The organism is Melittangium boletus DSM 14713 (assembly GCF_002305855.1).
GTDB lineage: Bacteria > Myxococcota > Myxococcia > Myxococcales > Myxococcaceae > Cystobacter > Cystobacter boletus.
This window is the reverse complement of sequence record NZ_CP022163.1, coordinates 1270496-1297211: the sequence shown is the minus strand read 5'-3', so window position 1 is coordinate 1297211 and position 26716 is coordinate 1270496. Positions and strand designations below refer to the sequence as shown.

Below are 26716 nucleotides of genomic sequence, written 5' to 3'. Positions count from 1 at the left end.
CGGAGACGCATGGTCCGTGCGAGAACCACGGGGTACTCCTTTCCAAGACACGCCGCCGGGGATGGCGGCCCAGGGAAAGGCATTCCATGCGCACCGAACAATCGCCGCTGAATTCGGGATTCGGCTTCCACACGACCGCGGAGCAGGTGCTCGCGGGGCGCGACCTGAGGGGGTTCCACGCCATCGTCACCGGGGGCTACTCGGGAATTGGAGTCGAGACGGTGCGCGCCCTGGTCCGGGCGGGAGCGCGCGTCGTCGTGCCCGCGCGGGACCTCGACAAGGCGCGCCGCACGCTCCGCGACATTCCCGAGGCCGAGCTGGAGCGGCTCGACCTGGGGGATCCGGAGTCGATCGACGCCTTCGCCGCGCGGTACGTGGCCAGCGGGCGGCCGCTCCACGTCCTCATCCAGAGCGCGGGGGTCATGGCCTGCCCCCTCGAGCGGGACGGGCGGGGATTCGAGCGCCAGTTCGCGACCAACCATCTTGGCCACTTCCTGCTGACCGCGGGGCTCTGGCCGGCGTTGCGCCGCGCGGAGGCGGCCCGGGTGGTCAGCGTGTCCTCGCTGGGCCACCGCATCTGCGCGGTGGATTTCGACGATCCTCACTTCGCGCACAGGCCCTATGACAAGTGGATCGCCTATGGCCAGTCGAAGACGGCCAACGCCCTGTTCGCGCTCGAACTCGACCGGCGAGCGCGCGGGCACGGCGTGCGGGCTTTCTCGCTACATCCCGGGGAAATCCTGACCGATCTCGTCCGGCATCTGTCCCCGGAGGATCTTCGCCGGGTCGGCGCGATCGACGCCACCGGCAACATCCAGCCTCCGGAGGTGACGGGCTTCAAGACGGTGGCGCAGGGCGCGGCGACCCAGGTCTGGTGCGCCACCAGTCCTCAGCTCGACGGCCGGGGGGGCGTGTACTGCGAGGATTGCGACATCGCGCCCGCGGTCGGCGGCGACAGTCCAGAGAAGCGCGGCGTGCGCCCCTGGGCCAGGGACGCCGCGGCGGCACGACGCCTCTGGGAGCTCAGCGAGCAGCAGCTCGGCCGGGAGTTCTTCATCGGGTGAGCCCGACCCGGACGCGGCCAGGCGGTCCGTCAGGCGGCGGATGCCTGCACGGCGCGCTCGTCCTTCGCGGACCACAGTGAGAGCACGACTCCGATGATCGCAGGGAGGGTGACAGCCGGGAAGTCGCGTGGAATCGCCGAGGGCCCGCAGATGCCAGCCCCCACTTCCCAGAAATGGAAGAGGGCGTGGCCGCAGAGCCAGAACGTGGCCGTTGACCAGAGGATGGTCCGGGCGCCTGGCCGGGAGGCACCGAGCAGGAAGGCCGTGCCGAGCAGCAGGAAGATCAGCCCGATGTCGCGCAGAAAATGCTGGTTGAAGGGGCCGGTGGTGATGACACCGGGGACCGCGACATACCAGCTCCCGGGCGACACGAGCATGTAGATGCCGTTCGCGAGCAGGCCGAGGCCGAGCACCCGGGCGAAGTTCAGAACAAGTGTTTTGGACATGGAGATCGACTCACCGGGTGCCGGCCGAGGACTGGGCGAGCCAGTTCTCGAAGCGGGTTGGCATGATCCGAGCCTCGGTACCGGGCGTGAGGGATCGGTCGTCGATCCGGATGCCGAAATAAGGAGCCTCCGCGTCGACGATCACCTCGAGGGACTTCCCGTTCGCGCTCAAGTACCGGCGGACCAGCTCGGCGAGCGGTTGCTTCTCGGGACCGGCGACTTCGAGCGTGGCATTCGCTGGCGCGGCGAGCGCCACGTCGGCGAGCGCCGAGGCGACGTCCTCGGCCGCGATGGGCTGCAGAAGCGCGGGCGAGACATGTGCCGTGTCGCCATGGGTGGAGGACTGCGCGATGCCGCCCATGAACTCGAAGAACTGAGTCGCCCGCAGGATGGTGTACGGGATTGGAGAGGCCTTGATCAGCTCCTCCTGCGCCATCTTCGCGCGGAAATAGCCGCTGGCGAGCATTCGATCGGTCCCGACCACCGAGAGCACCACGTGATGCCGGACGTTCGCCCTCGACTCGGCGGTGAGCAGGTTGCGGCCCGACGTCTCGAAGAAGTCGAGCACCGCCTTGTCCTCGAAGGACGGCGAGTTGGCGACATCGACGAGCACTTCAGCGCCCGCGAGTGCTTGTGCCAGCCCCTCGCCGGTGATGCTATTGACTCCGGTTTTAGGTGAGGCGGCGACGACTTCATGCCCCACATGACGGAGCTTGTTCACCAGCTTCGTCCCAATCAAACCAGTCCCGCCAATGACCACGATCTTCATGTCTCATTCCCTCGGCAATCGTGTGGGAAGGAGATACCTTGGCTCTCTGGTTCCCACGATCGCCCGCCAGGACGAGGCAGTCCGCGAAGATGTGACATGGTCGCGAAAGATTTCTGGAAGAATGGGCCAGGTGCGGCGGTATCGGGCCCTTCTCCAAGGTTTACAGGGGGTTGTGGCTTTGGCCCGGCCTCCCCTTCACCGGTAATTCGCCAGATCGACCGATAGGCCGGCTGGCTCGTCGGACATGAATTTCCAGACGTCGGGGTGGGTGCCGTCGATGTGGGTGAAGCCCACGGTGGCGCCCGCTTCGCCGAGCGCGGCCGCGATGCCTCGGCCAGCGCCTCGGGTGGCGCCGACCACGACCGCCACGCGGCAAGTGTTCGGTCCCCCCGGCGCATGGAGAAACGTCTCCACGCGCCGGAGGTCTTCTCGTGACCGGTGTGACTATCCGCCGTTGATGACGAACTGCGAGCCCGGCTGCTTGACGATGTTGCCGTCGGCCGAGCCGGTGATGGTGACGTTCGTCAGCGTCGTGTTACCGCGGGCACCGCTCATGGCCAGGATGCCAGCACCGTTGATCGAGTTGCTGATCCGCACGTTGCTGATCACGACGTCCGGCATGTTGCCGCCACCGTTCTTGAACTGGATGCCGTCGTAGGTCGAGTCGTAGATGTCGGTGTCCCGGATGGTGACGCCGGTGATGTCCCGGGTCGACGGGAACAGCGTGATCGCTCCGAACTCCTGGTCCTCGTTCCAGAACGCACCACCGGTCCGGTAGAGCCCGTTGTTGGCGATCAACGTCGTCCCCGAGAAGGGCAGGGGATCGTGGTCGGTCGCCAGCATGATGCCGGGGTAGTTCATGGTGTCGTAGATCAGGTTGTTCTCGATCGTGTTGCCGTAGCCGCCGTAGATCGCGATGCCGTTCGCCCGCCAGGGCAGCTGGATCGTGTTGTTGACGAAGTGGTTGTCGTGGGCGATGTCCACCGAGCGGTCCTTGACGTAGGGGTTGGCCCAGACCGCCAGGGAGTCGTCGCCGGTGGTGCGGAACGACGAGTTGAACACCCGCGAGTTGCGCGTGCCATTGCTGAAGTTGATGCCATCCGCATAGGTGTCGCGGATGCGCATGCCGCTGAACTGCAGGCCGTCGGCCGGACCCCACAGCTCGGGGATGTTGTCGTAGTCACGACCCACCCAGACCGCCACGTTGGCGTGCTCGATCCACACGTTGGTGATCTTCGTGTTCTTGCCGAACCGGCCATTCAGGGCGACGCCACCCTCGGCATTGCCATCACCTCCACGGATCCGGCCGGAGCCGAAGATCGCGATGTCGGAGATCTGCACGTTGTCGTCGATGTCGAAGCCGAAGTTGCCCTCGTGGGGGTGGTTGATGCTCCCTGTCTGGTTGTGCGGCTCGATCGTCGTGTAGAGCTGGGAGTGCCACATGCCCGCGCCGCGGATCGTGACGTTCCGGATGCCCACCTGGTTGTACATCCCGCGATTCAGCGGATCGTCGGTGAGGATCTTCTTCTCCTGCCGCCACTGCCCCGCGGGGATCCACACGCAGCTGATGACGCCATTCTGGTCGTCCGTCACCGCCCGCTGGATGGCGTCCGTGTCGTCGATGCCGTCGTTCGGCACCGCGCCGTAATTGGTGATGGACGTGCACTCGGCGGGCTTGCTCGCCGGCGGTGCCACCTGCTCGAGGTCGATCAGGTCGATGATGTAGAACGACGCCGTGTCCGAGGCGTCACGCTGCAGGCGGAACGTGGTGCCGGCCGGGTAGGACTGCGCGAGCAGCGCGTGCGACTCGTCGAACAGCCGCCGGGCGTCGGCCTGGGGCGTGTTGGTCAGCGCCTCCGGGCCGTCGGTGTTCCCGTACAGCCAGCTGTGCCGCGACGAGAGCGTCAGCTTTTGCACGAAGGTGCCGTTGGCGTACAGGCTGATCGTGGCCTCCTGGCCGCCTCCGTTTGGCGCGTCGGGGATGGCGTTGCGCACGACGATCGAGTTCGTCGGGTGGGTCGAGGTGAACTCGACGTACTGGCCGGTGCTGTTCAGGCGCACGGACTTGCGACCCGAGGACTCGGTGGCGAAGTTGGTGTGCCCGAAGGTGCGCAGCGGGTCCGTCTCCAGCAGGGTGCCCTGGTAGCGGCCAGCCTCGGCCTCGTAGGTGACCCATGGGATCGCCGCCCCACGCCCGACGACGATCGACTGCGAGAACGTGTTGTTGCTTTCGTTGGTCTCGGCGACGACGCCGGTCGCATCGGCCGTGGCCGTGACGGTGGCGCCTCCGCTCGTGGCGGTCCAACTGCCCGTGGTGGTCACGGTGACGGTCGCGCCAGCGGCGACGGCCGGGGTGGTGGTGTCGAGTGTGCTGCCGCCCACCGCGACCCGGGTCACCGTGGCCGCTCCCACCGCCGTGGTTCCGCGGTTCTTCACCGCCACGCTGAACTTGACCGGCGTCCCGATGGCCGGATTCGCTGGGTTCGGGGTGATGCTCAGCACCTGCAGATCAGGGCCGGGAGCCTCCGACACCGTGAGCTTGGTCGGGTTGCTGAACGCGTTATTGCTCTCGTTCTGTTCGACGACGGTGCTGTCCGGGTCGACGACGGCGCCGATCGTGTAGGACCCGGCGCTCTTCTTGCCGATGGGCGCCGACACGGTCGTGGTCGCACCGGCCGCGAGACTGGCGACGGCGGCCGTGGCGGCCGCGGCACCGTCGACGGTGAGATTGACGCTCGTCGCCGGCGATGGCTTGGTGCCGACGTTCTTCACCGTGGCCGTCAGCGTGATCGTGTCGGACTCGATCGGCGAGCCCGGTGTCGCGGTGACCGCGGTGACGGTGAGGTCGGGATTGGCCGAGGGGATGCCGTGGACCTGGAATTCGGCGACCTGGCCATTGCCAGAGCCGGTGTTGCCCGTGAAGACGAGCCGGACGTCGGCGGCGGTGCCGGTGAACGGCACGGTGACCGAGTTACCGGTCGCCGGGTTGAACGTGTACGCCGCGGAGGCCTTGAGGGTGCTCCACGACCCGCCCGCCTGGCCACGGCCCTGGACCTCGAAGGTCTGGGTGCGGGTCGCCCATTCGGTGGCCGGGGGCAGCTTGACGACCACGCCCGTGAGGTCGACGTTCGTGCCGAGCGAGACCGTCAGGTGGCTCGGGTACTGGCCGCCCGCGCCCTCCCAGTAGGTGTCGGTCCTGCCGTCATTGGCGTTGGTGGCCACGAACTGCCACTCCGTCGAGGAGCCCACGATGGACTTGCCGAGGGCGAGATTGCTCCCGGTGGGCGGATTCGGTGGCGGGTCGGTCGGCGGGGTGCTGGCGGTGCCGCGGACCTCGAATTCGGAGAGCTGGCCGGCGCCCCAGCCGGTGTTGGCCGTGATGGTGACGCGCACATAGCGCGCGGACGTGTCCGGGACGTCGATCGTCACGGTGTTGCCCGTGGACGGGTTGAACGCGTAGGACGTGCTCGCCTTGAGGGTGGTGAACGAGGAGCCGTCGGTGGAGGACTGGATGGACAGGGTCTCGTCGCGCGTGCCCCAGCCGGCTGGCAGCCGCAGGACGACGTCCTCGACGGTCGCGGCCGAGCCCAGGTCGACCTGGGCCCATTGAGGGAATGCCCCATTGGCCGACTCCCAATAGGAACCCTGGTTGCCGTCGGTGAGGTTGTTCGCCGTGTAGGGGGCGTTGCTGCTGCTGGCGGATGCGGGTTTTCCCGCGGAGAGCACGGTCGCCGCCGCGGACGCGCTCCGCACGGCGACCGCCACGCCCAACGGTGCGACGTCCTGTCCGTCACGCGAATCGCCCGCTGGGGTGCACGCGCTCGTGAGGAGTGGAATCGCGCATGCGGTGCGAAGAAATAGCCTTGAACGTTTGAAATGGATCATCAGTCCTGCCTTGACGAGACGATGGGTGAAGGGGAGCCATCACGCCTATGAAGGCGCTTACAACCGCTCGAGCGGGAACGCCTGCTCATCAGAGGGATTGGGACACGAACGACATCAGTCCAGCACCGGGTTGGGACCGGGCTCACGTCGATACGTATCTGTCTTTCACTGAGGCCTCCAGGGAGGCAGGCGGTTCAATGCGTACGAGTACCGATACGCAGGACGGAGTATATAAATCATTTTTTCGGGTTAAACGAGCTAGAAACGTAAAAACCGAAGAATGGTGGGGACGAGAAATTCCATTCTCGGCGATGACGCGCGTCGTCAAACCTTGTGCTGTCTGTGATGTGAGCGCGGCCCACGTCGTGGACGCTCCAGGCCTCGAGCACCTGGACGTGGCCGGTCAGCTCGTCCACCTCCACCTCGCCGGACCCGCGAGATGGACATGGTGGGGTCGTCTCCGAGTTGCATCGCTCGACGGCGGCTGTAGAAGTAGCGTGATGGGTCGCTCGGATGTCTCGCGGAGGCACAACGGTGAATGAAAATCGGGTCGATAGCCACGGCGGTATGCAGCAGATCGTCGACTTCATTCTGGAACTGGACAAGCTCAAGGGCGTGACACGCAAAACCCGTCCGCTGGGGCTCGCGCGCTATGAGAACTCCGCGGAGCATAGCTGGCAGATCGCGCTGTTGGCCGCCTCGCTGGCGCACCATGCCGAGTCCGCGATTGATATCAACCGGGTGATCCGCATGCTGCTGGTGCATGACATTGGCGAGATCGACACCGGTGACACCCTGGTATACGCGGAGGACGGCTGGGCGGAGCGCAAGGCGGCCGAGCTGGCGGCGGTGAAACGGATTTTCGGGATGCTGCCGGAGCAGCGAGGCGAGGCCTTCCTGGCCTTGTGGCGGGAATTCGAGCAGGGGGAGACGCCGGAAGCGCGCTTCGCCCATGCCGCGGACCGGGCCATGCCGGTCCTGCTGAATCTGGCCAACGAGGGTCAAAGCTGGCGCGAGAACGGCGTCAGCCATGAGCGTGTGGTACGGCGTATCGCTTCGCCGATCAAGGAGGGCTGCCCAGCCCTGTGGGCGTATCTGGAAGTCCGTCTCGAAGAGGCTCGCCAGAAGGGGTGGTTTGGAGCCTGAGCACGGACCGGGTCCGATGAACGCGGTGTCTCATCGATGCCAGCGGCGCCCGCTCTCGATGTACTCGTACCACTTATTCCAATCGACCTGACCCTCCTCGTCGAGGAGTTCCGGGAGGAAGACCTCCCGGTCGGGGGTTTCCGGGTGCTGCGTGGCCTCGTTCTTGGACGTCACCATGCCGTGCGAACTGTAGAAGACCCCCGCCTTCAGCTCGCCGAGGACGCTCATCGAGTGGCCGCGCTCGATCAACTCCCCGACGACCAGGGTGTCGCAAACCAGCATGTTGTTGCAGCCCGACTGACCGACAACGCGGTCCGCGCGGAGCGTCCCCTCGACGAAGATCCATCCCGAGGTCCATAGCTCGCGGCAGTGAAGGTTTCCGGCCACGAAGATGTACTGGCGATGCTCCAGATCATTGAGCACCGCCTCGGGGAGTTCGAGATCTCCCGTCACCAGATACACACCCTCTCGCTTGAAGTCCGGTGTCTCGCCCGGCTCGTATACGAACGTCGGGAGGTCGAGGTACTTCTCCAGATAGCAGAAGGCCTCGGCCTCTGGCTTGAGATGGGAGACGAGGCGCTCCACCAGTGCCTTGGCTTCCGTGTTCTTCTTGGCGGGAGGCAGTTCGTTCATGCACCTTCGGATATGTGGGGCGTACGTCCCGGTCAAGGTCCGTGCTCGCGTCCTCGATGCGTGAGTTTGATTCGCGCGAGGGGTCGCGAACGCCGCGGCGTGGTGTGCCTGTCTGGGATTGTCGGCGGTGGACTCGACGTGGATGCCCGCCCTGTAAAACATGGCGAGTAAAGGCTCACTGGAAGATTCGGACATGGCAGGAATGGCGTTCACCTCAAGCCCTGGCCGCCGCGAAAAAACGAGTTTAAACCCGAAAAAATGAGTGAGCGGCTCAATAGGGATTGTCGTGCTCATGCGCGACGTGGACGGGGATGATGTTCACCCGTCGTCTCGTGTGGCACCCAACAGAACCCCAACACTCATCTGTCGAGGAGACACTGGATATGAAGAATTTCTTTTACGCGGCAACGCTGGTTTCGTCCCTGGCCATGGGACTTGTCTCGCAAGAGGCGGCCGCGGCTTGTCGGGGCGCCTGGACCGAGGGAACGACCTACAGCACCGGCGACGGCGTGACCTACAACGGCGGCAACTATGGGGCCCTCGTGGGCCATACCGCCTGCGTCGGCTGCGGCTGGAATCCCGTGGCCGCTCCGTCGCTGTGGCAGGCGGGCACCGGCGGCTGCGGAGGCTCGGGTGATGGTGGCAACAATCCTCCGAATCCTCCGAATCCCCCCACGGGCAACGGCATCGCGGGCATCCTGAGCGAGTCCACCTTCAACGCGATGTTCCCCGGCCGCAACGGCTTCTACACCTACTCGGCCCTGGTCGCCGCGGCGAACTCCTTCTCTGGTTTCGCCACCACGGGCACCACCGAGACCCGCAAGCGTGAAGTGGCCGCCTTCCTGGCCAACATCGCCCACGAGACGGGCAACCTCGTCTACATCGAGGAAATCGCCAAGAGCACCATGTGCGACACCAGCTGGGGCCCCCCGGGCTGCGGCTGCGCCGCCGGCAAGATGTATTACGGCCGTGGCCCCATCCAGCTGTCGTGGAACGGCAACTACTGCGCCGCGGGCAACGCGCTGGGCGTGGACCTCAAGAACAACCCCGACCTGGTCGCGCGCGACGCCACCATCTCCTGGCGCACGGGCTTCTGGTTCTGGATGACGCAGACGGGCGCGGGCTCCATGACGGGCCACAACGCCATCGTCAACGGCGCGGGCTTCGGTGAGACCATCCGCACCATCAACGGCGCCCTGGAGTGCGGTGGCCGCAACCCCGCCCAGGTGCAGAGCCGCGTGAACAACTACACCCGCTTCTGCAGCCTGCTGGGCGTCAGCCCCGGCGCCAACACCGGCTGCTGAGACACACCTGGTTGTTGAGCGGGCCCCGGGGTGCGGTTTCCCCGGGGCTTCGCCCGTTGTGCGCGGTGGCATGGGTACCATGGGGACATGCCCGTCTCCCTTGCCTCCGCCGCCGTTCTCGGGTGGCTGCTGTCCGTTGCGCCGTCCCAGGAACGCGTTTTCAGTCCTTGCGCCCCAGACACCTCCGATTGGCGAAAGGCGGGCGAGGGGCTCGCCGCGCTGGATGCCCAGGTCGAGGCGCTCGCCGAGGATGGGGACGTGCGCGATGCACGGACGGCGATGCGTGCGCTGCTGGCCTCGCGCTGCTTCGCCCTGGCGCGAGAGGAGTCGCGGCGGCCGACGGACAAGGGCGTGTCCGCGCTCGCGCTGAAGGTGTGGTGGCGCGATGGCGGGAAGGCGTGGCTCGCGTCGTATCTGGAGCTGGGTGGGCCGGGGCCGCGGGAGGTGGTACTACCGCCGGACGTGCGCTCGGTACTGACTCCGGACAGCGCGTCGGACCACCGGCTCGCCGCGTTGCTGTGCCCGGCGAAGGATAAGACCTGTGGCACGGAGACGGAGGCCTGGCGGACGCGAGCGGAGCGGGCCTTCCGCCCGGAGCCGGGGCGCCACCGCGAGTCCTCCGGAACCGAGACGAAGCGTCCGGATTGCAGCGTGTTGGTGGCCGCGAAGCCGAAGCGCTGGCGTTACACGGCGTGGCGCTCCTGCTTGGGTGAATCCGGTTCGCGACCGCGACAGGTGGCGTTGCCGCTGGGACGCTTCCGCTCTCCGGAAGACGGGTGGTTGGTGATTCGGGGGCGGCGCGGACACTACGGTTTTTGCGACGAGGTGCGCGCGTACCACCTGCGCACGGGCTCGGCCTACGTGTCGAAGAGCTGCGGCGACCTCATGCTCATGGAGGGGGGCGGAGTGGACGCGGCCCGCACGGATGCCGCGCGCCAGGGGACGGTGAGCGGGGGACGGATGGCGCCGGCGCTCCTGCGCGAGCTGACGTGGATGTTGCTCCTGGGGCCCGAGGTGCAACGAGACGTGCAAGTGGAGGCGTGGCGGGTTCCAGTACCGGCGGGCTACCGCGTGGAGCGACGAGAACTCCTCGTGGATGATGGCTCGGGGGTGGAGGTCCTCGGCGGCGGCGCGACGGGCTGGTTTCACACGGGGCAGACGCGGCTGCGCTGGACCTGGTTCCCGCCCCGGGGCGCGGAGCCATTGTCGGGTGAGCTGACCTACCCCGACTCCTCATGGGTGGAGGTGGACCATGCCAACGTGCTGTTACGGGAAGCGGAAGCCACGTTCGAGGAGGGATGTCCGTCCGAGCGCGTGCTCCCCACGATGCTCGACTTCACATGGGCACCCGGGGTGAATGGCCGCGATGCGCCGGAGGGCGTGACGAAAGCGCAGGACACGCTCGTGGAGGCACTGCGCGCGTGGCGGGCCCCCTTGCACTGCGGCCCAGGCTTGGATGGCGAGGGAGTGGCCAACTAAGCCCGAGGCGGGATGGGCGCCTTCTTCAAGCGGCCCCAGGCGATGAACGCGGACAGGCCACCCAGCACGATGGGCGCGGTGAGTCCGGAGTACTCCCCCCGCGACAGATGCACCCCGGCGGCGAGCACCATGATGGTGGTGCACCCCACGCCGGCGAGTCCGGTGAGGACGGGGAGGATGCGCGTGATCGAGGGGAGCAGGAGTCCCAACGCGCCAGCCACCTCCGACAGACCGATGAACCGCACCAGCGGGCCACTGGAGGGCGTGATCCAGCTCATCGTCTTCGCCAACTCATCGATGGGTTGCGTGAGCTTGGCCGTTCCCGCCATGAAGAAGGCGAAGGCCACCAGCACTTGCGCCACCCAGAGCGCGATGTGCAGGGCGCGGGATGCCGGGACGGAGGGCGGAGCCCGAACGGATGTGGCATTCATGTTGGAATGGATAACCCGTTGCCAGGGGCGCGCTACCGGAAGAGCGTCCTGGGCGTTCAGCCGCCGTCGTAGCAGGGACCGACCTCTCGCACCTCGACCGTGGCCCACTCGGCCGCCGGGCATTCATTCGCGATCGCGAGCGCTTGCTCCTTGGTCTGACAATCGAGGAGGAAGAAGCCCCCGACGATCTCCTTGGTTTCGGTGAACGGACCATCGCTGACGGTGCGCCTGCCGCCTCGGACCGCGATCCGTACCCCTTCGGCATCGGACCGGAGTGACTCGCTGGCCTTGCAGATTCCACGGGCCTTGAGGTCCTCGTTGAAGCGGTTCATCCGCTCCATGGCGAGACGCCCCTCCTTCGCCGGCCGGTTCCGTCTCTCCTCGCCAGACTCGATGATCAACAGCAGGTACGCCATCACGTGCTCCCTTTCGCGCCGCGCCTCTTCCGTCCGTGTCCGCTCGCCGGAAGGCCGCTTCGTGGGGGGTATACACGCCCTGCTTCATGGAGGGACCCCAAAGCCGCCCGGGGCCCTCCACGCGCCGCGTCATGTCCGGATGACACGGCGGAACCGCCAGGGGCCGATCACGGCTGTTGCGCGAGGGTGAACGACTGGGCGAGGCCTCCGTTGCAGGAGGACTGGGTCAGCTGGGCGCTGTCGGCGGACCCCACGGTGGTGAGGCACTTGCCGCTGTAGCGGCTGACGAAGCGGTAGGAGCCACCGGCCTCCGCCACCGGCTGCCACTGCTGGTTGGTGCCGTTGCTGTAGCTCCACAGTTGGATCAGCGCGCCGTCGGCCGCGGACACGTCCGTCACGTCGAGCGCCTGGGCGCTGTTGAGGCGGCTGTTGATGCGCACGAAGCCATCGCTGGTCGGCTGGAACTGGAAGTGCTGCGCGAGGGTGCCGTTGCACGCGTACTGCTGGATCGCCGTGCCGTTGGCCGAGGCCGCCGACCTGGCATCCACGCACTTGCCGGAGTTCTTCCCGGTCGCGGTGTACCAGGCGGTCGGCGAGATGGGCGGCGTCGTCGGAGGAGGCGTCGTCCCAGCCCCACCCAGCCACTTCAGCCCGTCAACGATGAACCGGTTCTGGACCTCGCTGGCGAACGTCGAGGACAGCCGGGTGTTGGTGGAGTAGTTCATCGCGTTGTGGCCGAAGTTCGCGTACAGCATCTTGTACTTCTTGTTCGTCCACATGATCGGGTAGTCCCCGCTGTACCAGGACTGGTTCGGGTCGGTGCCCAGCGGGAAGCTCACGGGATCGACCGAGGCGAGCACCTGGATGTCGGGGTTGGCGCGCAGGTTGTTGCTCCAGCTGTACCACTCGCTCACCGCCGAGGTGAACGTCGCGGGCAGGTTCGCGGTCGACGCGTGCGTCCGGTTCTCGACCTTCAGCACGGCGGTGGTGGGACCCCAGGTGTTCGACCTGAACGAGCCCGAGCCGAGGAACTGGTTGTGGTACCAGTTCCAGCTGCCCGGGGACGTGGTGAACGCGGAGACGTGGAAGCCCATCCAGCCGCCACCCCCCTGCATGTACTGCTGGAAAGCGGACTGCTGGGCCGCGCTCTGCGGCAGGTCATCCAGGAACATCACGACCTGGTACTGGGCGAGATTGCTGGTGTTGAGCAGATCCCAGTTGGTGGTGGCCGTGTAGGAGAAGCCGTTCTGCGCGGCGATCTGGGGGAACCAGACGTTGGCCTCCTTGGTGAAGTCGATGTGGGCCGCGTCCCAGGTTCCCCGGTAGAAGGCCAGCACCTTGAAGCTCGGGGTGGCGGTCGGAGTGGGCGTTGGCGTGGCGCTCGGGGTGGGAGTCTGGACCTCGCGCCCTTCGACCCGGCCCAACGCCGGGCTCGACGCGAGAAAGAGGGACGTGACGATCATCGCGGGCAGTTGCGTCACCCGGTTGCTCCTGATGCTTGCGGTCATGCGAATCCTTCCGGTTCATTATGAGACGGGGTTTCCCGGATTACTTCGGATTCACGGTTCGTTGCAAGAGGCGGCGCGCTCGGGGGCGTCGTGCAGTCCTGGCTGTGCACGCGGTATAGAATCCTGCTTCCTGTGTATGGATGAGGGGTGGAGCGTGGAGTCGGTGATTTCCGTCAAGAACCTCAGTAAGACCTACGCCTCTGGGTTCCAGGCGCTCAAGTCCATCAACCTGGAGATCCGGCGTGGGGAGATCTTCGCCCTGTTGGGTCCCAACGGGGCTGGCAAGACCACGCTGATCAGTATCATTTGTGGGCTCGTCAACCCGAGTGTGGGGACGGTGTTGGCCGACGGACATGACATCGTGTCGGACTTCCGAGCGGCCCGGAAGAAGATTGGACTGGTACCGCAAGAATTGTCCACCGATGCGTTCGAGAGTGTCTGGGCCACGGTGAACTTCAGCCGCGGCCTGTTTGGCAAGCCGCGTGATCCGGCCTACCTTGAGAAGGTGTTGCGCGACCTGTCTCTGTGGGACAAGAAGGATTCCACGATCATGACGTTGTCTGGCGGCATGAAGCGCCGTGTTCTGATCGCCAAGGCATTGTCGCACGAGCCTCAAATCCTGTTCCTCGACGAGCCCACCGCGGGTGTCGACGTCGAGTTGCGCCACGACATGTGGGAGATGATTCGTGGTCTGCGTGCACGCGGAGTGACCATCATCCTGACCACGCACTACATCGAAGAGGCCGAGAAGATGGCCGACCGGATCGGGGTGATTCGCAGGGGAGAACTCATCCTGGTCGAGGACAAGGCGGTGTTGATGCGCAAGCTCGGCAAGAAGCAGTTGACGCTGCGCCTGCGAAGTCCGCTGACCCTCATCCCCGAGGCCCTGGCTGGACTCCCGCTCGAGCTGGCCGACGAGGGCCACACGCTGGTCTACACCTTCGATACCCAGGGAGAGGAGACCGGCATCGCGGCGCTGTTGCGGCGCCTGGGAGAGAACGGCATCGAATTCAAGGATCTGCATTCCAGCCAGAGCTCGCTGGAGGACATCTTCGTCAGCCTGGTGACGGAGCGATCATGAACCTCTATGCGATTCGCGCCATCTACTGGTTCGAGATGTCGCGCACCTTCCGCACGTTGCTGCAGAGCATCGCCTCGCCCGTGTTGACCACGTCCCTGTACTTCGTGGTGTTCGGCTCGGCGATCGGCTCGCGCATGGGCAAGATCGATGACGTCAGCTACGGGGCCTTCATCGTCCCGGGTCTGCTCATGTTGTCCCTGCTGAATGAGAGCATTTCCAATGCCTCGTTTGGCATCTACATGCCGAAATGGTCGGGCACGATCTACGAGGTGCTCTCCGCGCCGGTATCCTATGTCGAGGTGGTGATTGGCTATGTTGGCGCCGCGGCGAGCAAGTCGATCATGCTGGGAGTGCTGATCCTCGCGACGGCCCGGGTATTCGTTCCCTATGAGATCGCGCATCCGCTCTGGATGGTCTGCTTCCTGGTGCTCACCTCGGTGACCTTCAGCCTCTTTGGCTTCATCATCGGCATCTGGGCGGATGGCTTCGAGAAGCTGCAGGTCATCCCACTCCTCGTCGTCACTCCGCTGACCTTCCTGGGGGGCGCCTTCTATTCGATCCGCATGCTGCCGCCCCTCTGGCAGAAGATCACCCTGCTCAATCCGGTGGTGTATCTGATCAGCGGTTTCCGCTGGAGCTTCTACGAGGCCTCCGACGTCAACGTCTCCACCAGTATTGGCATGACCCTGGTGTTCCTCGCCGTGTGCCTCGTCGTCGTGTGGTGGATCTTCAAGACGGGGTACAAGTTGAAGTCCTGAGGGGCCGGTGTCCTCGCGGGTTTCGGCCTTGCGCTGGTGGGTGAAGATGCTCTGATTCGTGGCCGTGACGGTTTCCGATACGCATCGCGCCATCAACGCGGTTTGGAGAATCGAGTCGGCCCGACTCATCGCCGGTCTCGTCCGGTTCGTGCGCGACGTCGGTCTCGCCGAGGAGCTCGCGCAGGACGCGCTCGTCGCCGCGCTCGAGCGATGGCCGGAGTCAGGTGTCCCCGACAATCCGGGTGCCTGGCTCATGGCCACCGCGAAGCACCGCGCCATTGACCGGCTGCGCCGGAACAAGCTGCTCGAGAGCAAGCACGAGGAGCTGGGTCACGAGCTGGAGGCCCGGCGCGAGCACACCGCGGTGGATCTCGACGCCGCGATCGACGATGGCGTCGGCGACGACCTGCTGCGCCTCGTGTTCATCTCCTGCCATCCCGTGCTCTCTCCCGATGCGCGCGTCGCGCTCACGCTCCGGTTGCTCGGGGGACTGACGACCGAGGAGATCGCTCGTGCGTTTCTCGTCCCGGAGCCGACGGTCGCCCAGCGAATCGTCCGCGCCAAGCGGACGCTCTCCGAGGCGCACGTTCCCTTCGAGGTTCCCCATGGCGCCGAGCTCGAGGCCCGTTTGTCCTCGGTGCTCGAGGTCATCTACCTCATCTTCAATGAGGGCTACTCGGCGACCACCGGTGACGATTGGATGCGCCCCGGCCTCTGCGAGGACGCGCTCCGCCTTGGCCGTATCGTGGCCGAGCTCGTCCCACGGGAGGCGGAGGTCCACGGTCTCGTCGCGCTCATGGAGATCCAGGCCTCGCGCTCGCGGGCACGGACCCTCCCGTCGGGGGAGCCCGTGCTGTTGCTCGAGCAGAACCGCGCGCTCTGGGATCGAATCCTCATCCGACGAGGTCTCCAGGCGCTCGAGCGTGCGGAGGCGCTGGAGGGCTCGCGGGGCCCTTATGCATTGCAGGCCGCGATCGCCGCCTGTCACGCACGAGCCAATACCCCGGAGGCGACGGACTGGGCACGGATCGCGGCGCTCTACGAGGAGCTCGCCCAGCTCACGCCGTCACCTGTCGTCGAGCTGAATCGCTCGGTCGCGCTCTCGATGGCGTTCGGCCCAGCGGCGGGTTTGGAGCTCGTCGACCAGCTCACCTCGGAGCCGTCGCTTCGCCACTATCACCTCTTGCCCAGTGTGCGAGGCGACCTCCTCGCGAAGCTCGGCCGCTTCGACGAGGCCCGCGCGGAGTTCGAGCGCGCGGCCTCACTCACGCGCAACGCACGCGAGCGCGACCTGTTGCTCGATCGCGCCGCGGCGTGTGCCCATGCCTCGTTCCGGCCTCCGGATTAGCCGCCCGAGGGTTCCACGGGGCCCTGGAAACTCCCCGCGCGAAAGGTCAGTACCAGGGTGTCCCGGTGCCCCCGTTCGGCCAGCGGCTGGATGGGGGTGCTCTCGTGAATCACCCGTTCGTCGTCGAGCAGCAGCGCCGACCAGGGCTCGTTCAGGGTGAAGCGGATTCCCCTCGGGCCTTCCGCCTCGAAGACGCGCGTCTCTCCGCCCTTGATGCCCGCTCGCCCGACGAGCAGTACGGCGACGAAGTCCACGCCGTCGCGATGGGCCCCCTCGGGAGTCGGCCGCCCGATGCCGTCCGTCGTATCGATGCGGAACTGGTGGGCCTCGACGTACCAGGGCCGCTGTCCCTTCAGCGCGGAGCAGCATGCGGCGAGCGCGCGCAGGAGCCGTTGCCAGACCGGTTGCGCGATGACCGCCGGGGTCATCGGTTCGAACCACCGCTCCATGCCTCCATGCAGCGCGTTGTATTCGACGGGCTGCCAGTGCGCGCGGTGCGGGACGAGGGTGACCTGCTCCCCCTCGACGATGAAGCAGGAGTGACGGCGCGAACGATAGCGGCCGCCGTCGCGCAAGTAGGCATCGGGCGGGAGGTCATCCCAGGTTGGATGCAGGGCGTCGAGTTCGGCGGCCGGAGTGGACGCCAGCTCGCAAAGGCCTTCCTGTCCGAGCACGGCGTAGCCATGCTCGCGCAGGGCGTGGAGGACCAGGGACGGCGGTGTGATGGGCGGGGGGAGGCTCATGGGCTTGGCGGAAACGTTGGCGGCCGGGTCATGACCGAGGGTGGCGCGCGGAACGTAGCCCCTCCGGGGTTTTGTCGCAGCGGTGTCGCACGCGCCGGGCGGGCCGCGCTCGCTCTTTTCCCCGCCCGCCCGGACTGTCCGCTGGCGGCGGTGTGCGCCATATTCCAACGGGAGCCGGAGATGCCGGAGCGGACGGAACCAACAGACGGACCCGGGCCCGAGGGGGAGGAAACCCCGCGGGAAGGTTCCGGGGATTCTGAGTGGGAGGACTCCCTCCTCCGCCAGGTCGCCCAGGTGGAGCCCCCCTTGCGCCTGCCCCATCCGGGGGATCGACTCGGGGGCCGGACACACGCCCGCTTCGAAATCCAGGAGAGGCTGGGCGGTGGCGCCATGGGCAGCGTCTTCCGGGCTTGGGATTCGGAGCTGCACCGCGTGGTGGCGCTCAAGTTCCTGCATCCCCGCGTGGTGATGGCCGAGGAGCGGTTGCGCTCGCTGTTGCGCGAGGAGGCGAGGGCCATTGCCCGGTTGGACCACGAGAACATCGTCCGCGTCTTCGATGTGTCCGAATGGGAGGGGCGGCCCTGGGAGCCCTGGGTGCCCTTCGTCGTCATGGAGCATCTGGAAGGCGAGACGCTGGCCGCGCTCCTGCTCCGCGCGAGGCCAGGGCCACGCCGGACCCTGGAGATCATGGACGCCGTGTCCGCGGGTCTGGCGCACGCGCACGAGCACCACATCGTTCATCGGGACCTCAAGCCCAGCAATGTCTTCATCACCCGCCGGGGTCAGGTGAAGCTGATCGACTTCGGCCTGGCGCACGTCACCGTGAGCACCGCTCCGTCCGCTCCGCATCTGCCGACGGCGGGAACACCTCCTTATATGGCTCCGGAACAGTGGCGGGGTGAGACCCAGGATGAGCGCACGGACGTCTGGGCCGCTGGTGTCATGCTGTTCGAGATGCTCACGGGCGAGCTGCCGGTGTCGGGCTCGAACCTCGCGGAATCGCGCGCCAGGGTTCTGTCCGCCGAGCCCATGCCCTCGGTGCGCGAACGGCGTCCGGAGTTGCCCCGGGAGCTGGAGCCGTTGCTGGCCAGGGCCTTGGAGAAGGAACCCGCGCGGCGCTTCCGTTCCGCCACCGAGTTTCGGACGGCCTTGCTGCGGACCGAGGAGTCCCTGGGGCCCTGGCGCGGAGAGTCGCGGACGGGGGGACCCCAGCGCCGGCAGGTGACGCTGGTGTGCTGCCGGTTGGAGCGGATGTCCGATTCGCCGGAGGCCTTCGATCCAGAGGACAGCATCGAGCTGGAGGCCTCCTTCCAGCGGATCTGCACCGGACTCCTGCGAGAAGAGGGGGCCAGCATGGCCTCCTGCGTCGGGGAGCAGGTCCTCGCCTGCTTCGGCGATGCGCGGGCACGGGAGGACGACTCGGAGCATGCCGTGCGCGCGGGGTTGCGTCTCGTGGAGGCGCTCCAGCACGCGTTGCCGCGCCTGTCCCCCGTCACGCTGGCCATCAAGGTGGGTATCCATACGGACCTGGCCGTCCTGGGAGAACTCTCGGTGGAGGGACGTGAGTCGACGCCCGCCATCCAGGGAGAGGCGCCGCAGCTCGCCGTCTGGCTGGCGCGCAACGCCGAGCCCGGGACCGTGGTGCTCAGCGACACCACGTGGACCCTGACCCACGATGCGTTCGAGACCGAGTCCCGGAGCCCCCTCGCCTACGCGGGGCTGTTCGGCGCGAGAGACGTTCCTCTCCACCGGGTGTTGAGGGAGCGCAGGACTCAGCTCCGGTTCGATCGCTCCTCCGAGCGCGAGCTCACGCCCCTGGTGGGGCGCACCCTCGAGTTGAAGCGGCTCCAGGAGGTCTGGGAGACCGCCCGGAGTGGGCGTGGCTCCTGCTTGTTGCTCCGGGGAGAGGCGGGAATGGGCAAGTCACGCCTCCTCCGGGAGCTGCGCCAGTGCCTGAGCTCCGAGCCGCACACGCCGTTGTTGGGACAGTGTTGGGCGCAGTTCAGTACGAGCGCGTTCCACCCCATCACGGACATGCTCCAGTACCTCTTCGCGCTACCGCCGGACGGCGAGCCCGCGCTCCGGCTCCAGGCACTGGAGGCGCGGCTCGTGGCGCTGGGTCTCGTTCCGGAGCACAGGCAACTCATCGCGGCGTTTCTCTCGTTGCCCGTGCCCGAGCAGTCTCCGCATTCGCGCTGGCCACCCCAGCTCCTGAAGGAGCGGACCTTCGAGGCGCTGGCGGCGCTCGTCCAGCGCCTGTGCGAGGAGCGCCCGGTGCTCGCCATCCTCGAGGATCTGCACTGGGCGGACCCCTCCACGCTGGAGTTGCTGGGCTTCCTCCTCGCCCGCGCCGACGCTCAACGGCTCTGTGTCCTCCTGAGCGCCCGTCCGCCCTGGATGCCCGCGTGGTCCGAGCGGCCTGGATTCCAGGTGCTGGCGTTGGAGCGACTGCCCGCGGAGCTGACCGAGGCGTTGATCCAAGCGAAGGTCGGGGGCAGGGGGCTCACCCCGGAGCGGATCGCGCACCTGGCGGCCCAGACCGATGGCGTTCCCCTCTTCATCGAGGAGATCGCGCGGACGGTACTGGCTCGCTCGCCCCCTGGAGTGTCATCCGCCACGGGCGCAGACGCCATTCCCCTCACGCTTCACGAGTTGCTGCTAGCCCGGCTCGACGGACTGCCACGGCGGCGGAAGGCCCTGGCCCAGCTGTGCGCCGTGGTGGGCCGCGGCCTGGAGCCCGCGCTGCTTTCCGTCCTCACCGGTCACTCCGAGGCCACGCTCCTCCAGGAATTCTCGGAGCTGCTCGCCTCGGGATTGCTTCAACTCCGGGAAGGAGGGGGGCCGCCCCGGTACGAGTTCCGCCACGCCCTCCTCCAGGAAGCGGCTGTCCAGTCCCTCCCCCGAGGGGTTCGGCGGCAGCACCACCAGCGCATCGCCGAGGCCCTGGCCATGCACTTCCCCGAGGTGGCGAAGGCCCAGCCCGAGCAGCTCGCCCACCATTACACCGAGGCGAGGGACCTGGCCGCCGCGGTCCATTGGTGGGCGCTCGCCGGTGAGCGGGCCAGCCGCCGCTCCGCCAACACCGAGGCGATCGCCCACTTCACCCGCGCGCTGACGTTCTTGCGCCAGCTCCCCGAGTCCCCCGAGCGCACCCAGGAGGAACTGCGCCTGCGGATCGGCCTGGGGCTGCCCATGCTCCAGGTCCATGGGTATGGCGCTCCCGAGGTGGAGCGGATCTACGCGCCAACCCCGGGGTTGTGCCGGGAAGTGGGGGACGCGCTGTCCCGGATCGAGCTGTCCTACTGGAGCCTCTTCCACTACCTCTATGCGCGCGCGCGATTCGATGTGCTCCAGGCGCTGGGGGAACTGCTCGTGGACGTGGGGCGGCGCCAGCACAGCCGCGAGCTGCTGGTCCTGGGACACCGGGCCATCGTCCTGGCGGGCTTCACCGTGGGAGACTCCTCCCTGGCGCTGGAGCACGTCGCGCCCGCGCTGGCGAACTCGGACTTCGACCTCGAGCAGCACCGGACGCTGGCCGTGCGGCATTGGATCAACCCCCGCGTGGCGACGTTCTCCTTCGCCTCCATCCTCGAGGCGCTGCGCTGCCGCCCGGATCGGAGCGCGTGGTACCGCCGCGAGGCCCTGGCGCTGGCGGAGCGGATCGCCCATCCGAATACCTCCGCCTTCGCGCTGGTGTACGCCGCGGTGTCCAGTCAGATGCTCCATGACCCACGGGGAGTGCTCGACTACGCCAGCGCGAGCCTGGTGCTCTCCCAGCGGCATGGGCTCCAGCTCTGGCTCGGGTGGTGCGCCATGCTGAGATCCTGGGCCGAGGCCAAGCTGTTTGGCCACGTCCAGCAAGGGCTCGCGGCGATGACCCGGGGGCTCGCCCTGCTCGAGGGCTCGGGGGTATTGACCACGCCTCCCTTCTTCCTCGGCCTCATCGCGGAACTGCACCGTGCGCTCGGGCAGTCCGAGGCGGGACTGGCCGCCACACGCGAGGGGCTTCAGTGGTCGGAGCGCAGCGGCGAGCACTCCGCGGATGCCGAGCTCTTGCGTGAGCAGGCGGAGCTTTCACGGCAACTTGGACGAGAGGAGGAGGCCTCCGCGAGCTTCGCCCGTGCGCTCGCCGTTGCCCGTCACCAGCGCGTTCCCCTGTTCGAACTGCGCGCCCTGGTGGGACTGGCCCGGCAGCTCCAGGACGCGGGGCGCCCAGAGGAGGCCCGGCGGCGATTGGACGCCCTCTGCGGGCGCTTCGGCCCGGAACTCGACTGCACGGACCTGGCGGAAGCGCGGGAACTGCTCGCGAGCCTTTCCCTGGAGGTTCAAGTTCACGGCGATGCGTGAGACCCCGGCCGCGCTCGGGCGTGCCGGGGTCTTTTCATCACGGCGTGGGGACCGCGAGGGCCTCGCCGCTCGGAGGGGCGGGCTGTGCCGCGGCGGCGTCCCGGGCCTCCTGGGCGCGCTTCTGGGCTTCCGCCTCCGCCACCTGGCGCATGGCCGCGAGGCCATTGTCGAAGTCCTTGCCGACCATCGCGTCCATGTCCATGACCAGCGAGAAGGCCTTGCTCATGAAGTTGTTGTGGCCCTCCATCTTCCAGGTCACCGAGACCCCCTCGGCGGCGGGGCTGAACGTGAAGGTGGTGATGTTGGTGGACTCGAACGGGCGGAGGAACTCCAGCTTGATGCGGACGAACTCGTTGGCCTTGCTCTCCTCGATGCTCATCCGGCCCGCGCCCACGTCATCGTTGCCGGACCAGCCATAGCGCGCGCCCGTTCCGGAGGCTGGACCCTCGAAGGTGGTCTTCTGGTTCGGGTCGAGCTTGTCCCAGGGAGACCACTCGTTCCAGTGATGGAAGTCGTTCACCAGCGCGAAGGCGATGTCCGGGGAGGCTTTGATCGTCGTGGTGCGCTGCAGGGAGAAAGTGGCCGGACGCGTGGCGATGACACCGCACAGCGCCACGAGGGCGATGGCGACACCCAGGAGGATCTTCTTGAGCATGAACAGTCCTTGCCGCGAGGCAGGTGAAGCGGCGAATGCGTCATAGAGGTTGGCCTCCACCGTTCGCAAGAGTCCGGCGGTGTGGACGCGGCCCTCCAGGAGGATGGGGCGATTCCCTGGCATCGGGTCTCATCGATTGGATGTCCCGCCTGGGCGCCGGGTCCGGCGACGTTCTGGCTTCGGCGCCCATGGCGCGGTAGGTCAACGCTCCTCTGGTCGGACAGCGGGCGGGCCGCGGGTGACGGAGAGTACTGGACAGTTTCGCTCACTGTCATTCAAGGTGGACGGGGATGTTCGAGGAGGATGCATGACGCCCAACTCGCGTGAATGGACGATTGGACTCCATGTCTTGCGCTTCGAGCCACCGGACCTCCTATGGGCGAAGTTCCAGGGGGAGCTGAGTCTGCGGGAAGCCACCCGCCTGGTGAGCCTTTACCGGGAAGTGGGGACGTCACGGCCCTTCTACTTGTTGGCGGAGGTGAAGGACGCGGACCTGCTGGAGCCCGAGGTCGGACGCTTCATCAGTGAGAACCCGGTGGCCTCCTGTTTCCTGGACACCATCTACATTGGAGCGCGGCTCGCGCATAAGGCGTTGGCCAAGGGGCTCGTGCTCGCGGCCCAGTTGACCGAGCACGTGGTGGATGAGGGGGGCCTGGAGACGCTCCATTTCGTCGCCACGAAGGAAGAGGCCCTGGTGCTCCTCGCCCAGTTGCGTGCGCGGCGCGAAGCCCGCATGGGCTGACGTCCGGCGAGGCGTTCCTCTACAGTGGTCTGGATTTCGTCTCCCGCTCACGGAAAGAGGGTTCGGACTTGCACGCGCTGCCGCTCCATCGTCATGGTCTCCACGCCAGTCGGCTGATCCTGGGTTGCATGCACCTGGGGGGTGAATGGAACACGTCACCCCCCACGGGGGAGCATGTCAAACGAGCCCATGAGGTCGTGGACGCGGCGCTCTCCCTCGGTATCAACCTGTTCGACCACGCCGACATCTACACGATGGGCAAGTCCGAGCAGGTGTTCGGCCAGGTGTTGAAGGAACGGCCCGGCCTGCGGGAGCGCATCCTGCTCCAGTCCAAGTGCGGCATCCGTTTCGCGGACGAGAGCGCTCCCGGGCGGTATGACTTCTCCCAGGCGCATATCGAGGGCAGTGTGGATGGGATCCTCTCTCGGCTGGGCGTGGAGTTCCTGGACCTCCTGCTGCTGCATCGCCCGGATCCCCTGATGGAGCCCGAGGAGGTCGCCGCGTCCTTCCGACGGCTGAAGGCCTCCGGCAAGGTCCGGCATTTCGGCGTCTCCAACATGAGCGCGGGACAGCTCAAGCTGCTGCGGGCCTTTTGTGATGAGCCGTTGGTGGTCAACCAGCTCGAGATGAGTCTGGAGAAGATCGACTGGTTGGATACCGGCGTGCACGTGAACCAGGCGGCCGGAGCCCGCTCGGGTTTCCCGGAGGGAACGCTCGAGCATTGCCGCCTGGAGCACATCCAGATCCAGGCCTGGGGGCCGCTCGCCCAGGGCCTCTACAGCGGCCGCTCCCTGGAGGGGCAGCCCGAGTCGGTCCGGAATACCGCGGCGCTGGTGGGCCGGCTCGCCGAGGCGAAGCAGACGACCCGGGAGGCCATCGTCCTCGCCTGGCTGATGAAGCACCCGGCCGCCATTCAACCCGTGATTGGTTCCACGGATCCACGCCGGATCGCCGCCTGCGCGGATGCCGAGCGCATCCAGTTGACGCGCGAGGAATGGTTTTCCTTGTACGTCAGCTCGCGAGGGGCGCGGCTGCCCTGAAGTGCACAGGTCCGGGCGCCCGCTGTGCATTCCACTGCGCAGCACCGCCTCCCGCCGCTCCAACGGGAGAAGCCCGTGGTGCGCACGTGGCAGGTGCGCCGCCGCCTGCTCTCGCCCGCGTTGGATTTGCCCGAGTCGTTCCGCGCTCCGCGCTCGCTCTATTTCTTCCATCCAGGTGGCCGGCGTCTGCGACTGTGCGAGGCGCCCGAGCGCGAGGCGCGGCTCACCCGTTGGCCCGAGCACGACTCCGCCGTGGACGTGACCCTGCATCAGCCTTGAGGCCTGGGGTATGTTCGCGGCTTCCATGACGGATACCTCGATCGATCTCTCCTTGCTTCCGCTGCGGACCGCCGCCCCCGATGCCCAGGTGCGGCACTTCACGGAGATCCTTCCGACGGCGCTCGCTCCCGACGTGCTCTGGGCGGAGTTCACGCGGGCGCTGAAGGATTCTCGCAACGCGGTGTTGTGGGCCAACAACGTGTCCTTCGTCCGGGCCCTGAACGAGCCGATCGGAGAGGGCACGGTGCTCGTCGAGAATGTCCAACCCACGGGCGCCCCGCTGCACTACCGCCTGATGGAGTTCTCGCCCCCGCGCCGGTTGCGGTACGCGTCGCTCCAGGGCCACCACCTGGCGGGCGGCGCCACCGTGTCCGTCGAGCATGCCGACGGCAAGACCACCCTGCGCTGGCAGGGCGAGTACTACGGCACCGAGGCCCAGCTCAACGGGTTGGATCGCTTCCGCGCGGCTTTCTTCTCGAGCCTCGCCCAGCAGCTCCGGCAGCTCCGGCAGCTGGAAGCCTCGACATGACGGAGCTCTGCATTCGAGGGTGTCACGCGCTCGTTCCGGACGCCCACGGCACGCTGTCGATCGCCCGGGACCAGGACATCCTGATTCAGGGCTCCCGGATCGCGGCGATCCGTCCCACCGGCACGCCCCTGGAGCCCCAGGTCACGGTGCTCGAGGGACAGCGGATGCTCGCCATTCCCGGACTCATCAACACGCATGCCCATGTCTCCTCGGTGCTCTTCCGGGGACTGGCGGAGGATGTGTCGCTCGAACGGTGGTTCAACGACTTCATCTGGGCCCTGGAGGGCAACCTCACGGAGGAGGACGTGTACTGGGGCGCCCAGCTCGGCCTCATCGAGATGATCGAGTCAGGCGTCACCACCGTGGCCGACCACTCCTTCTTCATGGATCAGGTGGCCCGCGCCGTCGAGGAGGCGGGCACTCGCGCCCAGCTCGGGTGGACGTCCTTCTCCAGCCGGGGACCCGCCGCGCTCGCCGAGACCGCCGCCTTCGCCCAACGCTGGAAGGACGGCGCGGGGGGCCGCATCTCCACCCGGATGGCTCCTTACTCGCCCTACACGTGTGACGACGGGACGCTGCGCGCCACCGTCGAGCACGCCACCCGGATGGGCGTGGGCATCCACATCCACGCCGCCGAGGAGATGAACCAGACGCTCGCCAGCGCGAACCGGCGGGGCCGCACGCCCATCCAGGTGCTCAAGGACACGGGCGTGCTCGGGGTGCCCACCCTCATCGCGCACGCCGGCGGCCTGATGCCCCAGGATCTCGATCTGCTCGCCCGGCATCGCGCGCACGTGGGCATCGCCCATGCGCCCAAGACGTCGCTCAAGCTGGGCATGGGACTGGCTCCCGTGCGCGCCCTGCGCAAGGCCCGCGTCCCCGTGGGCCTGGGCACCGCTGGAGCCGCCAGCAACAACACCCTCGACCTGCTCGAGAGCCTGCGCCTGTTGGCCCTGACGCAGAAGCACGACGCGCTCGATCCCGAGGTGATGCCCGTGGCCGAGGCGCTCGACATCGCCACGCGGGGTGGGGCGGCCGCGTTGGGGCTCGGGGCGCAGCTGGGCACGCTCGCGCCCGGCTACCAGGCCGACATCGTCCTCGTGGACATCCAGGGCACCCACTGGCAACCGCCCCACAACCTCCTGGCGGGACTGGTGTACAGCGCTCGCGCCAGTGACGTGCAAACCGTCATGGTCGAGGGCCGCGTCCTGATGAAGGCGCGTCAGTTGCTCACGATCGACAAGGTCCGCGTCCTCGAGGAAGTGTCCCGTCGCATGGAGCGGCTGGCCCGGCTCGAGCCCGGGTCGCGCATTCAACGCTACGCGCCTTGAACACGGAGGAGGACGTGTATGGCGGAGAAGGATCTTCAATACGTTCTGGATTGGATCGCCATCCAGGAGTTGGCGGCGGAGTACGGTCAGGCCATCGACGTCGGCAAGGACACGGGCGATTGGAGACGCTGGGAGAATGTCTTCACGCCCCAGGTCACGGCGGACTACTCCCGGTTCATGGAGGGTGAGCCCATGCGGTTCAACCGGGCTCAGATGCCGGAGCTGGCTCGGGCCGCCTTGCGGTCCTTCACCCGCGTGCAGCACTCCACCGCCAACAGCGTGCGGATCCACTTCAAGACGAGCACCCAGGCGGAGGTGATGGCCTACGCCGAGGTGTCCCATTTCTTTCCCCTGGGCGGGATTCAACAGGAGTGGACCATCGTCGCCCGCTACACCTTCGACGTGGAGAAGGGCGAGGAGGGGTGGAGGATCCGCAAGGTGCTCCTGGATCCCATCCACTACCGCGGCAATCCCATGGGCCTGGAGATGGTCAATGGGAAGCAGCTCGTCCGGGTGAAGGAGGAGTGAGTTCGACCTTAACTGCTGCTCCGTCGCATGCGACTCGCCCCCTGCGGTTCTCACGGCCAGCGTCAGACCGCGCCTACCGGGAGTTCTCGCCACAGTCGAACGGCCCTGGGCTCGGAGCCGTCGAGGTTCGGCGGGGCACGCCGTGGTGGGCCTCGCGCTTTGTGGCGCTGGTGCTCCTCGGACTGCAGACGGCATGCGCGACGGGCTACCCCATGGGCGGGATGCTCGCTGACAGCGCGCGCGATCGGTGGCGG

23 protein-coding genes and 1 pseudogene are annotated in these 26716 nt (G+C 67.2%); 14 read left to right on the top strand and 10 right to left on the bottom strand.

The features are described from left to right. Positions 1 to 86 precede the first annotated feature (86 nt). The gene (locus tag MEBOL_RS05400; RefSeq protein ID WP_095976407.1) at positions 87 to 1064 is read left to right on the top strand and encodes an oxidoreductase; all 978 of its coding nucleotides are present in this window, start codon (positions 87 to 89) and stop codon (positions 1062 to 1064) included. 29 nt (positions 1065 to 1093) lie between these two features. Here MEBOL_RS05400 and MEBOL_RS05395 read toward each other — a convergent pair whose 3' ends face one another. From MEBOL_RS05395 to MEBOL_RS05380, 4 genes are all read right to left on the bottom strand, one after another. Then, complete coding sequence (locus tag MEBOL_RS05395; RefSeq protein WP_179956385.1) at positions 1094 to 1510, bottom strand: hypothetical protein; 417 nt, start codon at positions 1508 to 1510, stop codon at positions 1094 to 1096. Positions 1511 to 1520: 10 nt separating this feature from the next. After that, positions 1521 to 2279, bottom strand: a complete 759-nt coding sequence (locus tag MEBOL_RS05390) for an SDR family oxidoreductase (protein WP_095976405.1) — start codon at positions 2277 to 2279, stop codon at positions 1521 to 1523. A gap of 195 nt (positions 2280 to 2474) precedes the next feature. Then, entirely contained in the window at positions 2475 to 2693 is a 219-nt protein-coding gene (locus MEBOL_RS05385; RefSeq protein ID WP_095976404.1) for a Rossmann-fold NAD(P)-binding domain-containing protein, read from the bottom strand. A gap of 30 nt (positions 2694 to 2723) precedes the next feature. Further along, the gene (locus MEBOL_RS05380; protein WP_095976403.1) at positions 2724 to 6164 is read right to left on the bottom strand and encodes a CARDB domain-containing protein; all 3441 of its coding nucleotides are present in this window, start codon (positions 6162 to 6164) and stop codon (positions 2724 to 2726) included. Between the two features lie 567 nt (positions 6165 to 6731). On the opposite strand from MEBOL_RS05380, the gene MEBOL_RS05375 reads away from it, so the two are divergent. Then, a complete protein-coding gene (locus MEBOL_RS05375; protein WP_179956384.1) occupies positions 6732 to 7310 on the top strand; it encodes an HD domain-containing protein in 579 nt (192 codons plus the stop codon). Positions 7311 to 7340: 30 nt separating this feature from the next. On the opposite strand, the gene MEBOL_RS05370 is transcribed toward MEBOL_RS05375, so the two are convergent. Further along, a complete protein-coding gene (locus MEBOL_RS05370) occupies positions 7341 to 7943 on the bottom strand; it encodes a hypothetical protein (protein WP_095976401.1) in 603 nt (200 codons plus the stop codon). A 443-nt stretch (positions 7944 to 8386) separates the two neighbouring features. Here MEBOL_RS05370 and MEBOL_RS05365 point away from each other — a divergent pair. Together MEBOL_RS05365 and MEBOL_RS05360 are read left to right on the top strand one after the other, a co-directional pair. After that, positions 8387 to 9247: pseudogene (locus tag MEBOL_RS05365) on the top strand (glycoside hydrolase family 19 protein); the annotation flags it as partial. 87 nt (positions 9248 to 9334) lie between these two features. Continuing rightward, complete coding sequence (locus tag MEBOL_RS05360; RefSeq protein WP_095976399.1) at positions 9335 to 10726, top strand: hypothetical protein; 1392 nt, start codon at positions 9335 to 9337, stop codon at positions 10724 to 10726. Here MEBOL_RS05360 and MEBOL_RS05355 read toward each other — a convergent pair. From MEBOL_RS05355 to MEBOL_RS05345, 3 genes are all read right to left on the bottom strand, one after another. After that, on the bottom strand, positions 10723 to 11157 hold the full coding sequence (locus MEBOL_RS05355; RefSeq protein ID WP_095976398.1) for a DoxX family protein: 435 nt from the start codon (positions 11155 to 11157) through the stop codon (positions 10723 to 10725). The genes MEBOL_RS05360 and MEBOL_RS05355 overlap by 4 nt on opposite strands. Positions 11158 to 11213: 56 nt before the next feature. Then, positions 11214 to 11573 carry a YciI family protein gene (locus MEBOL_RS05350; protein ID WP_095976397.1) on the bottom strand — a complete coding sequence of 120 codons (360 nt, stop codon included), beginning with the start codon at positions 11571 to 11573 and terminating at the stop codon, positions 11214 to 11216. Between the two features lie 167 nt (positions 11574 to 11740). Next, positions 11741 to 13081, bottom strand: a complete 1341-nt coding sequence (locus tag MEBOL_RS05345; protein ID WP_179956383.1) for a ThuA domain-containing protein — start codon at positions 13079 to 13081, stop codon at positions 11741 to 11743. Between the two features lie 163 nt (positions 13082 to 13244). On the opposite strand from MEBOL_RS05345, the gene MEBOL_RS05340 reads away from it, so the two are divergent. From MEBOL_RS05340 to MEBOL_RS05330, 3 genes are all read left to right on the top strand, one after another. Further along, on the top strand, positions 13245 to 14162 hold the full coding sequence (locus tag MEBOL_RS05340; protein WP_245919474.1) for an ABC transporter ATP-binding protein: 918 nt from the start codon (positions 13245 to 13247) through the stop codon (positions 14160 to 14162). Beyond that, positions 14159 to 14920 (top strand): ABC transporter permease, encoded by a 762-nt coding sequence (locus MEBOL_RS05335; RefSeq protein ID WP_095976395.1) that lies wholly within the window; start codon positions 14159 to 14161, stop codon positions 14918 to 14920. Before MEBOL_RS05340 ends, MEBOL_RS05335 begins: the two co-directional genes overlap by 4 nt. 64 nt (positions 14921 to 14984) lie before the next feature. Beyond that, the gene (locus tag MEBOL_RS05330; RefSeq protein WP_095982598.1) at positions 14985 to 16268 is read left to right on the top strand and encodes an RNA polymerase sigma factor; all 1284 of its coding nucleotides are present in this window, start codon (positions 14985 to 14987) and stop codon (positions 16266 to 16268) included. Here MEBOL_RS05330 and MEBOL_RS05325 read toward each other — a convergent pair. After that, entirely contained in the window at positions 16265 to 17011 is a 747-nt protein-coding gene (locus tag MEBOL_RS05325) for a 2OG-Fe dioxygenase family protein (RefSeq protein WP_095976394.1), read from the bottom strand. The genes MEBOL_RS05330 and MEBOL_RS05325 overlap by 4 nt on opposite strands. Before the next feature lie 306 nt (positions 17012 to 17317). Here MEBOL_RS05325 and MEBOL_RS05320 point away from each other — a divergent pair, with 306 nt between their 5' ends. Continuing rightward, entirely contained in the window at positions 17318 to 21358 is a 4041-nt protein-coding gene (locus tag MEBOL_RS05320) for a protein kinase domain-containing protein (protein WP_170115453.1), read from the top strand. 37 nt (positions 21359 to 21395) lie between these two features. On the opposite strand, the gene MEBOL_RS05315 is transcribed toward MEBOL_RS05320, so the two are convergent. After that, complete coding sequence (locus tag MEBOL_RS05315; protein WP_342747741.1) at positions 21396 to 22136, bottom strand: SRPBCC family protein; 741 nt, start codon at positions 22134 to 22136, stop codon at positions 21396 to 21398. Positions 22137 to 22320: 184 nt separating this feature from the next. On the opposite strand from MEBOL_RS05315, the gene MEBOL_RS05310 reads away from it, so the two are divergent. The 6 genes from MEBOL_RS05310 to MEBOL_RS05285 all read left to right on the top strand — a co-directional run bounded on the left by MEBOL_RS05310 (position 22321) and on the right by MEBOL_RS05285 (position 26462). Next, positions 22321 to 22755, top strand: coding sequence for a hypothetical protein (locus tag MEBOL_RS05310; RefSeq protein WP_095976392.1), 435 nt, complete (start codon positions 22321 to 22323; stop codon positions 22753 to 22755). Positions 22756 to 22823: 68 nt separating this feature from the next. Continuing rightward, a complete protein-coding gene (locus MEBOL_RS05305) occupies positions 22824 to 23795 on the top strand; it encodes an aldo/keto reductase (protein WP_095976391.1) in 972 nt (323 codons plus the stop codon). 75 nt (positions 23796 to 23870) lie between these two features. Continuing rightward, positions 23871 to 24074 carry a hypothetical protein gene (locus MEBOL_RS05300; RefSeq protein ID WP_095976390.1) on the top strand — a complete coding sequence of 68 codons (204 nt, stop codon included), beginning with the start codon at positions 23871 to 23873 and terminating at the stop codon, positions 24072 to 24074. Positions 24075 to 24099: 25 nt separating this feature from the next. Beyond that, the gene (locus tag MEBOL_RS05295; RefSeq protein WP_157774774.1) at positions 24100 to 24603 is read left to right on the top strand and encodes an SRPBCC family protein; all 504 of its coding nucleotides are present in this window, start codon (positions 24100 to 24102) and stop codon (positions 24601 to 24603) included. Next, a complete protein-coding gene (locus MEBOL_RS05290) occupies positions 24600 to 25934 on the top strand; it encodes an amidohydrolase (RefSeq protein ID WP_095976388.1) in 1335 nt (444 codons plus the stop codon). Before MEBOL_RS05295 ends, MEBOL_RS05290 begins: the two co-directional genes overlap by 4 nt. A gap of 18 nt (positions 25935 to 25952) precedes the next feature. Continuing rightward, positions 25953 to 26462, top strand: coding sequence for a nuclear transport factor 2 family protein (locus MEBOL_RS05285; protein ID WP_157774773.1), 510 nt, complete (start codon positions 25953 to 25955; stop codon positions 26460 to 26462). The last annotated feature ends 254 nt before the right edge of the window (positions 26463 to 26716 follow it).

Excerpts from the sequence above, each read along its gene's own strand:
- MEBOL_RS05400 (WP_095976407.1), top strand. The coding sequence starts at position 87 with ATGCGCACCGAACAATCGCCGCTGAATTCGGGATTCGGCTTCCACACG.
- MEBOL_RS05395 (WP_179956385.1), bottom strand. The coding sequence starts at position 1,510 with ATGTCCAAAACACTTGTTCTGAACTTCGCCCGGGTGCTCGGCCTCGGC.
- MEBOL_RS05390 (WP_095976405.1), bottom strand. The coding sequence starts at position 2,279 with ATGAAGATCGTGGTCATTGGCGGGACTGGTTTGATTGGGACGAAGCTG.
- MEBOL_RS05380 (WP_095976403.1), bottom strand. The coding sequence starts at position 6,164 with ATGATCCATTTCAAACGTTCAAGGCTATTTCTTCGCACCGCATGCGCG.
- MEBOL_RS05375 (WP_179956384.1), top strand. The coding sequence starts at position 6,732 with ATGCAGCAGATCGTCGACTTCATTCTGGAACTGGACAAGCTCAAGGGC.
- MEBOL_RS05370 (WP_095976401.1), bottom strand. The coding sequence starts at position 7,943 with ATGAACGAACTGCCTCCCGCCAAGAAGAACACGGAAGCCAAGGCACTG.
- MEBOL_RS05360 (WP_095976399.1), top strand. The coding sequence starts at position 9,335 with ATGCCCGTCTCCCTTGCCTCCGCCGCCGTTCTCGGGTGGCTGCTGTCC.
- MEBOL_RS05355 (WP_095976398.1), bottom strand. The coding sequence starts at position 11,157 with ATGAATGCCACATCCGTTCGGGCTCCGCCCTCCGTCCCGGCATCCCGC.
- MEBOL_RS05350 (WP_095976397.1), bottom strand. The coding sequence starts at position 11,573 with ATGGCGTACCTGCTGTTGATCATCGAGTCTGGCGAGGAGAGACGGAAC.
- MEBOL_RS05345 (WP_179956383.1), bottom strand. The coding sequence starts at position 13,081 with ATGACCGCAAGCATCAGGAGCAACCGGGTGACGCAACTGCCCGCGATG.
- MEBOL_RS05335 (WP_095976395.1), top strand. The coding sequence starts at position 14,159 with ATGAACCTCTATGCGATTCGCGCCATCTACTGGTTCGAGATGTCGCGC.
- MEBOL_RS05325 (WP_095976394.1), bottom strand. The coding sequence starts at position 17,011 with ATGAGCCTCCCCCCGCCCATCACACCGCCGTCCCTGGTCCTCCACGCC.
- MEBOL_RS05315 (WP_342747741.1), bottom strand. The coding sequence starts at position 22,136 with ATGCCAGGGAATCGCCCCATCCTCCTGGAGGGCCGCGTCCACACCGCC.
- MEBOL_RS05310 (WP_095976392.1), top strand. The coding sequence starts at position 22,321 with ATGACGCCCAACTCGCGTGAATGGACGATTGGACTCCATGTCTTGCGC.
- MEBOL_RS05295 (WP_157774774.1), top strand. The coding sequence starts at position 24,100 with ATGACGGATACCTCGATCGATCTCTCCTTGCTTCCGCTGCGGACCGCC.
- MEBOL_RS05290 (WP_095976388.1), top strand. The coding sequence starts at position 24,600 with ATGACGGAGCTCTGCATTCGAGGGTGTCACGCGCTCGTTCCGGACGCC.
- MEBOL_RS05285 (WP_157774773.1), top strand. The coding sequence starts at position 25,953 with ATGGCGGAGAAGGATCTTCAATACGTTCTGGATTGGATCGCCATCCAG.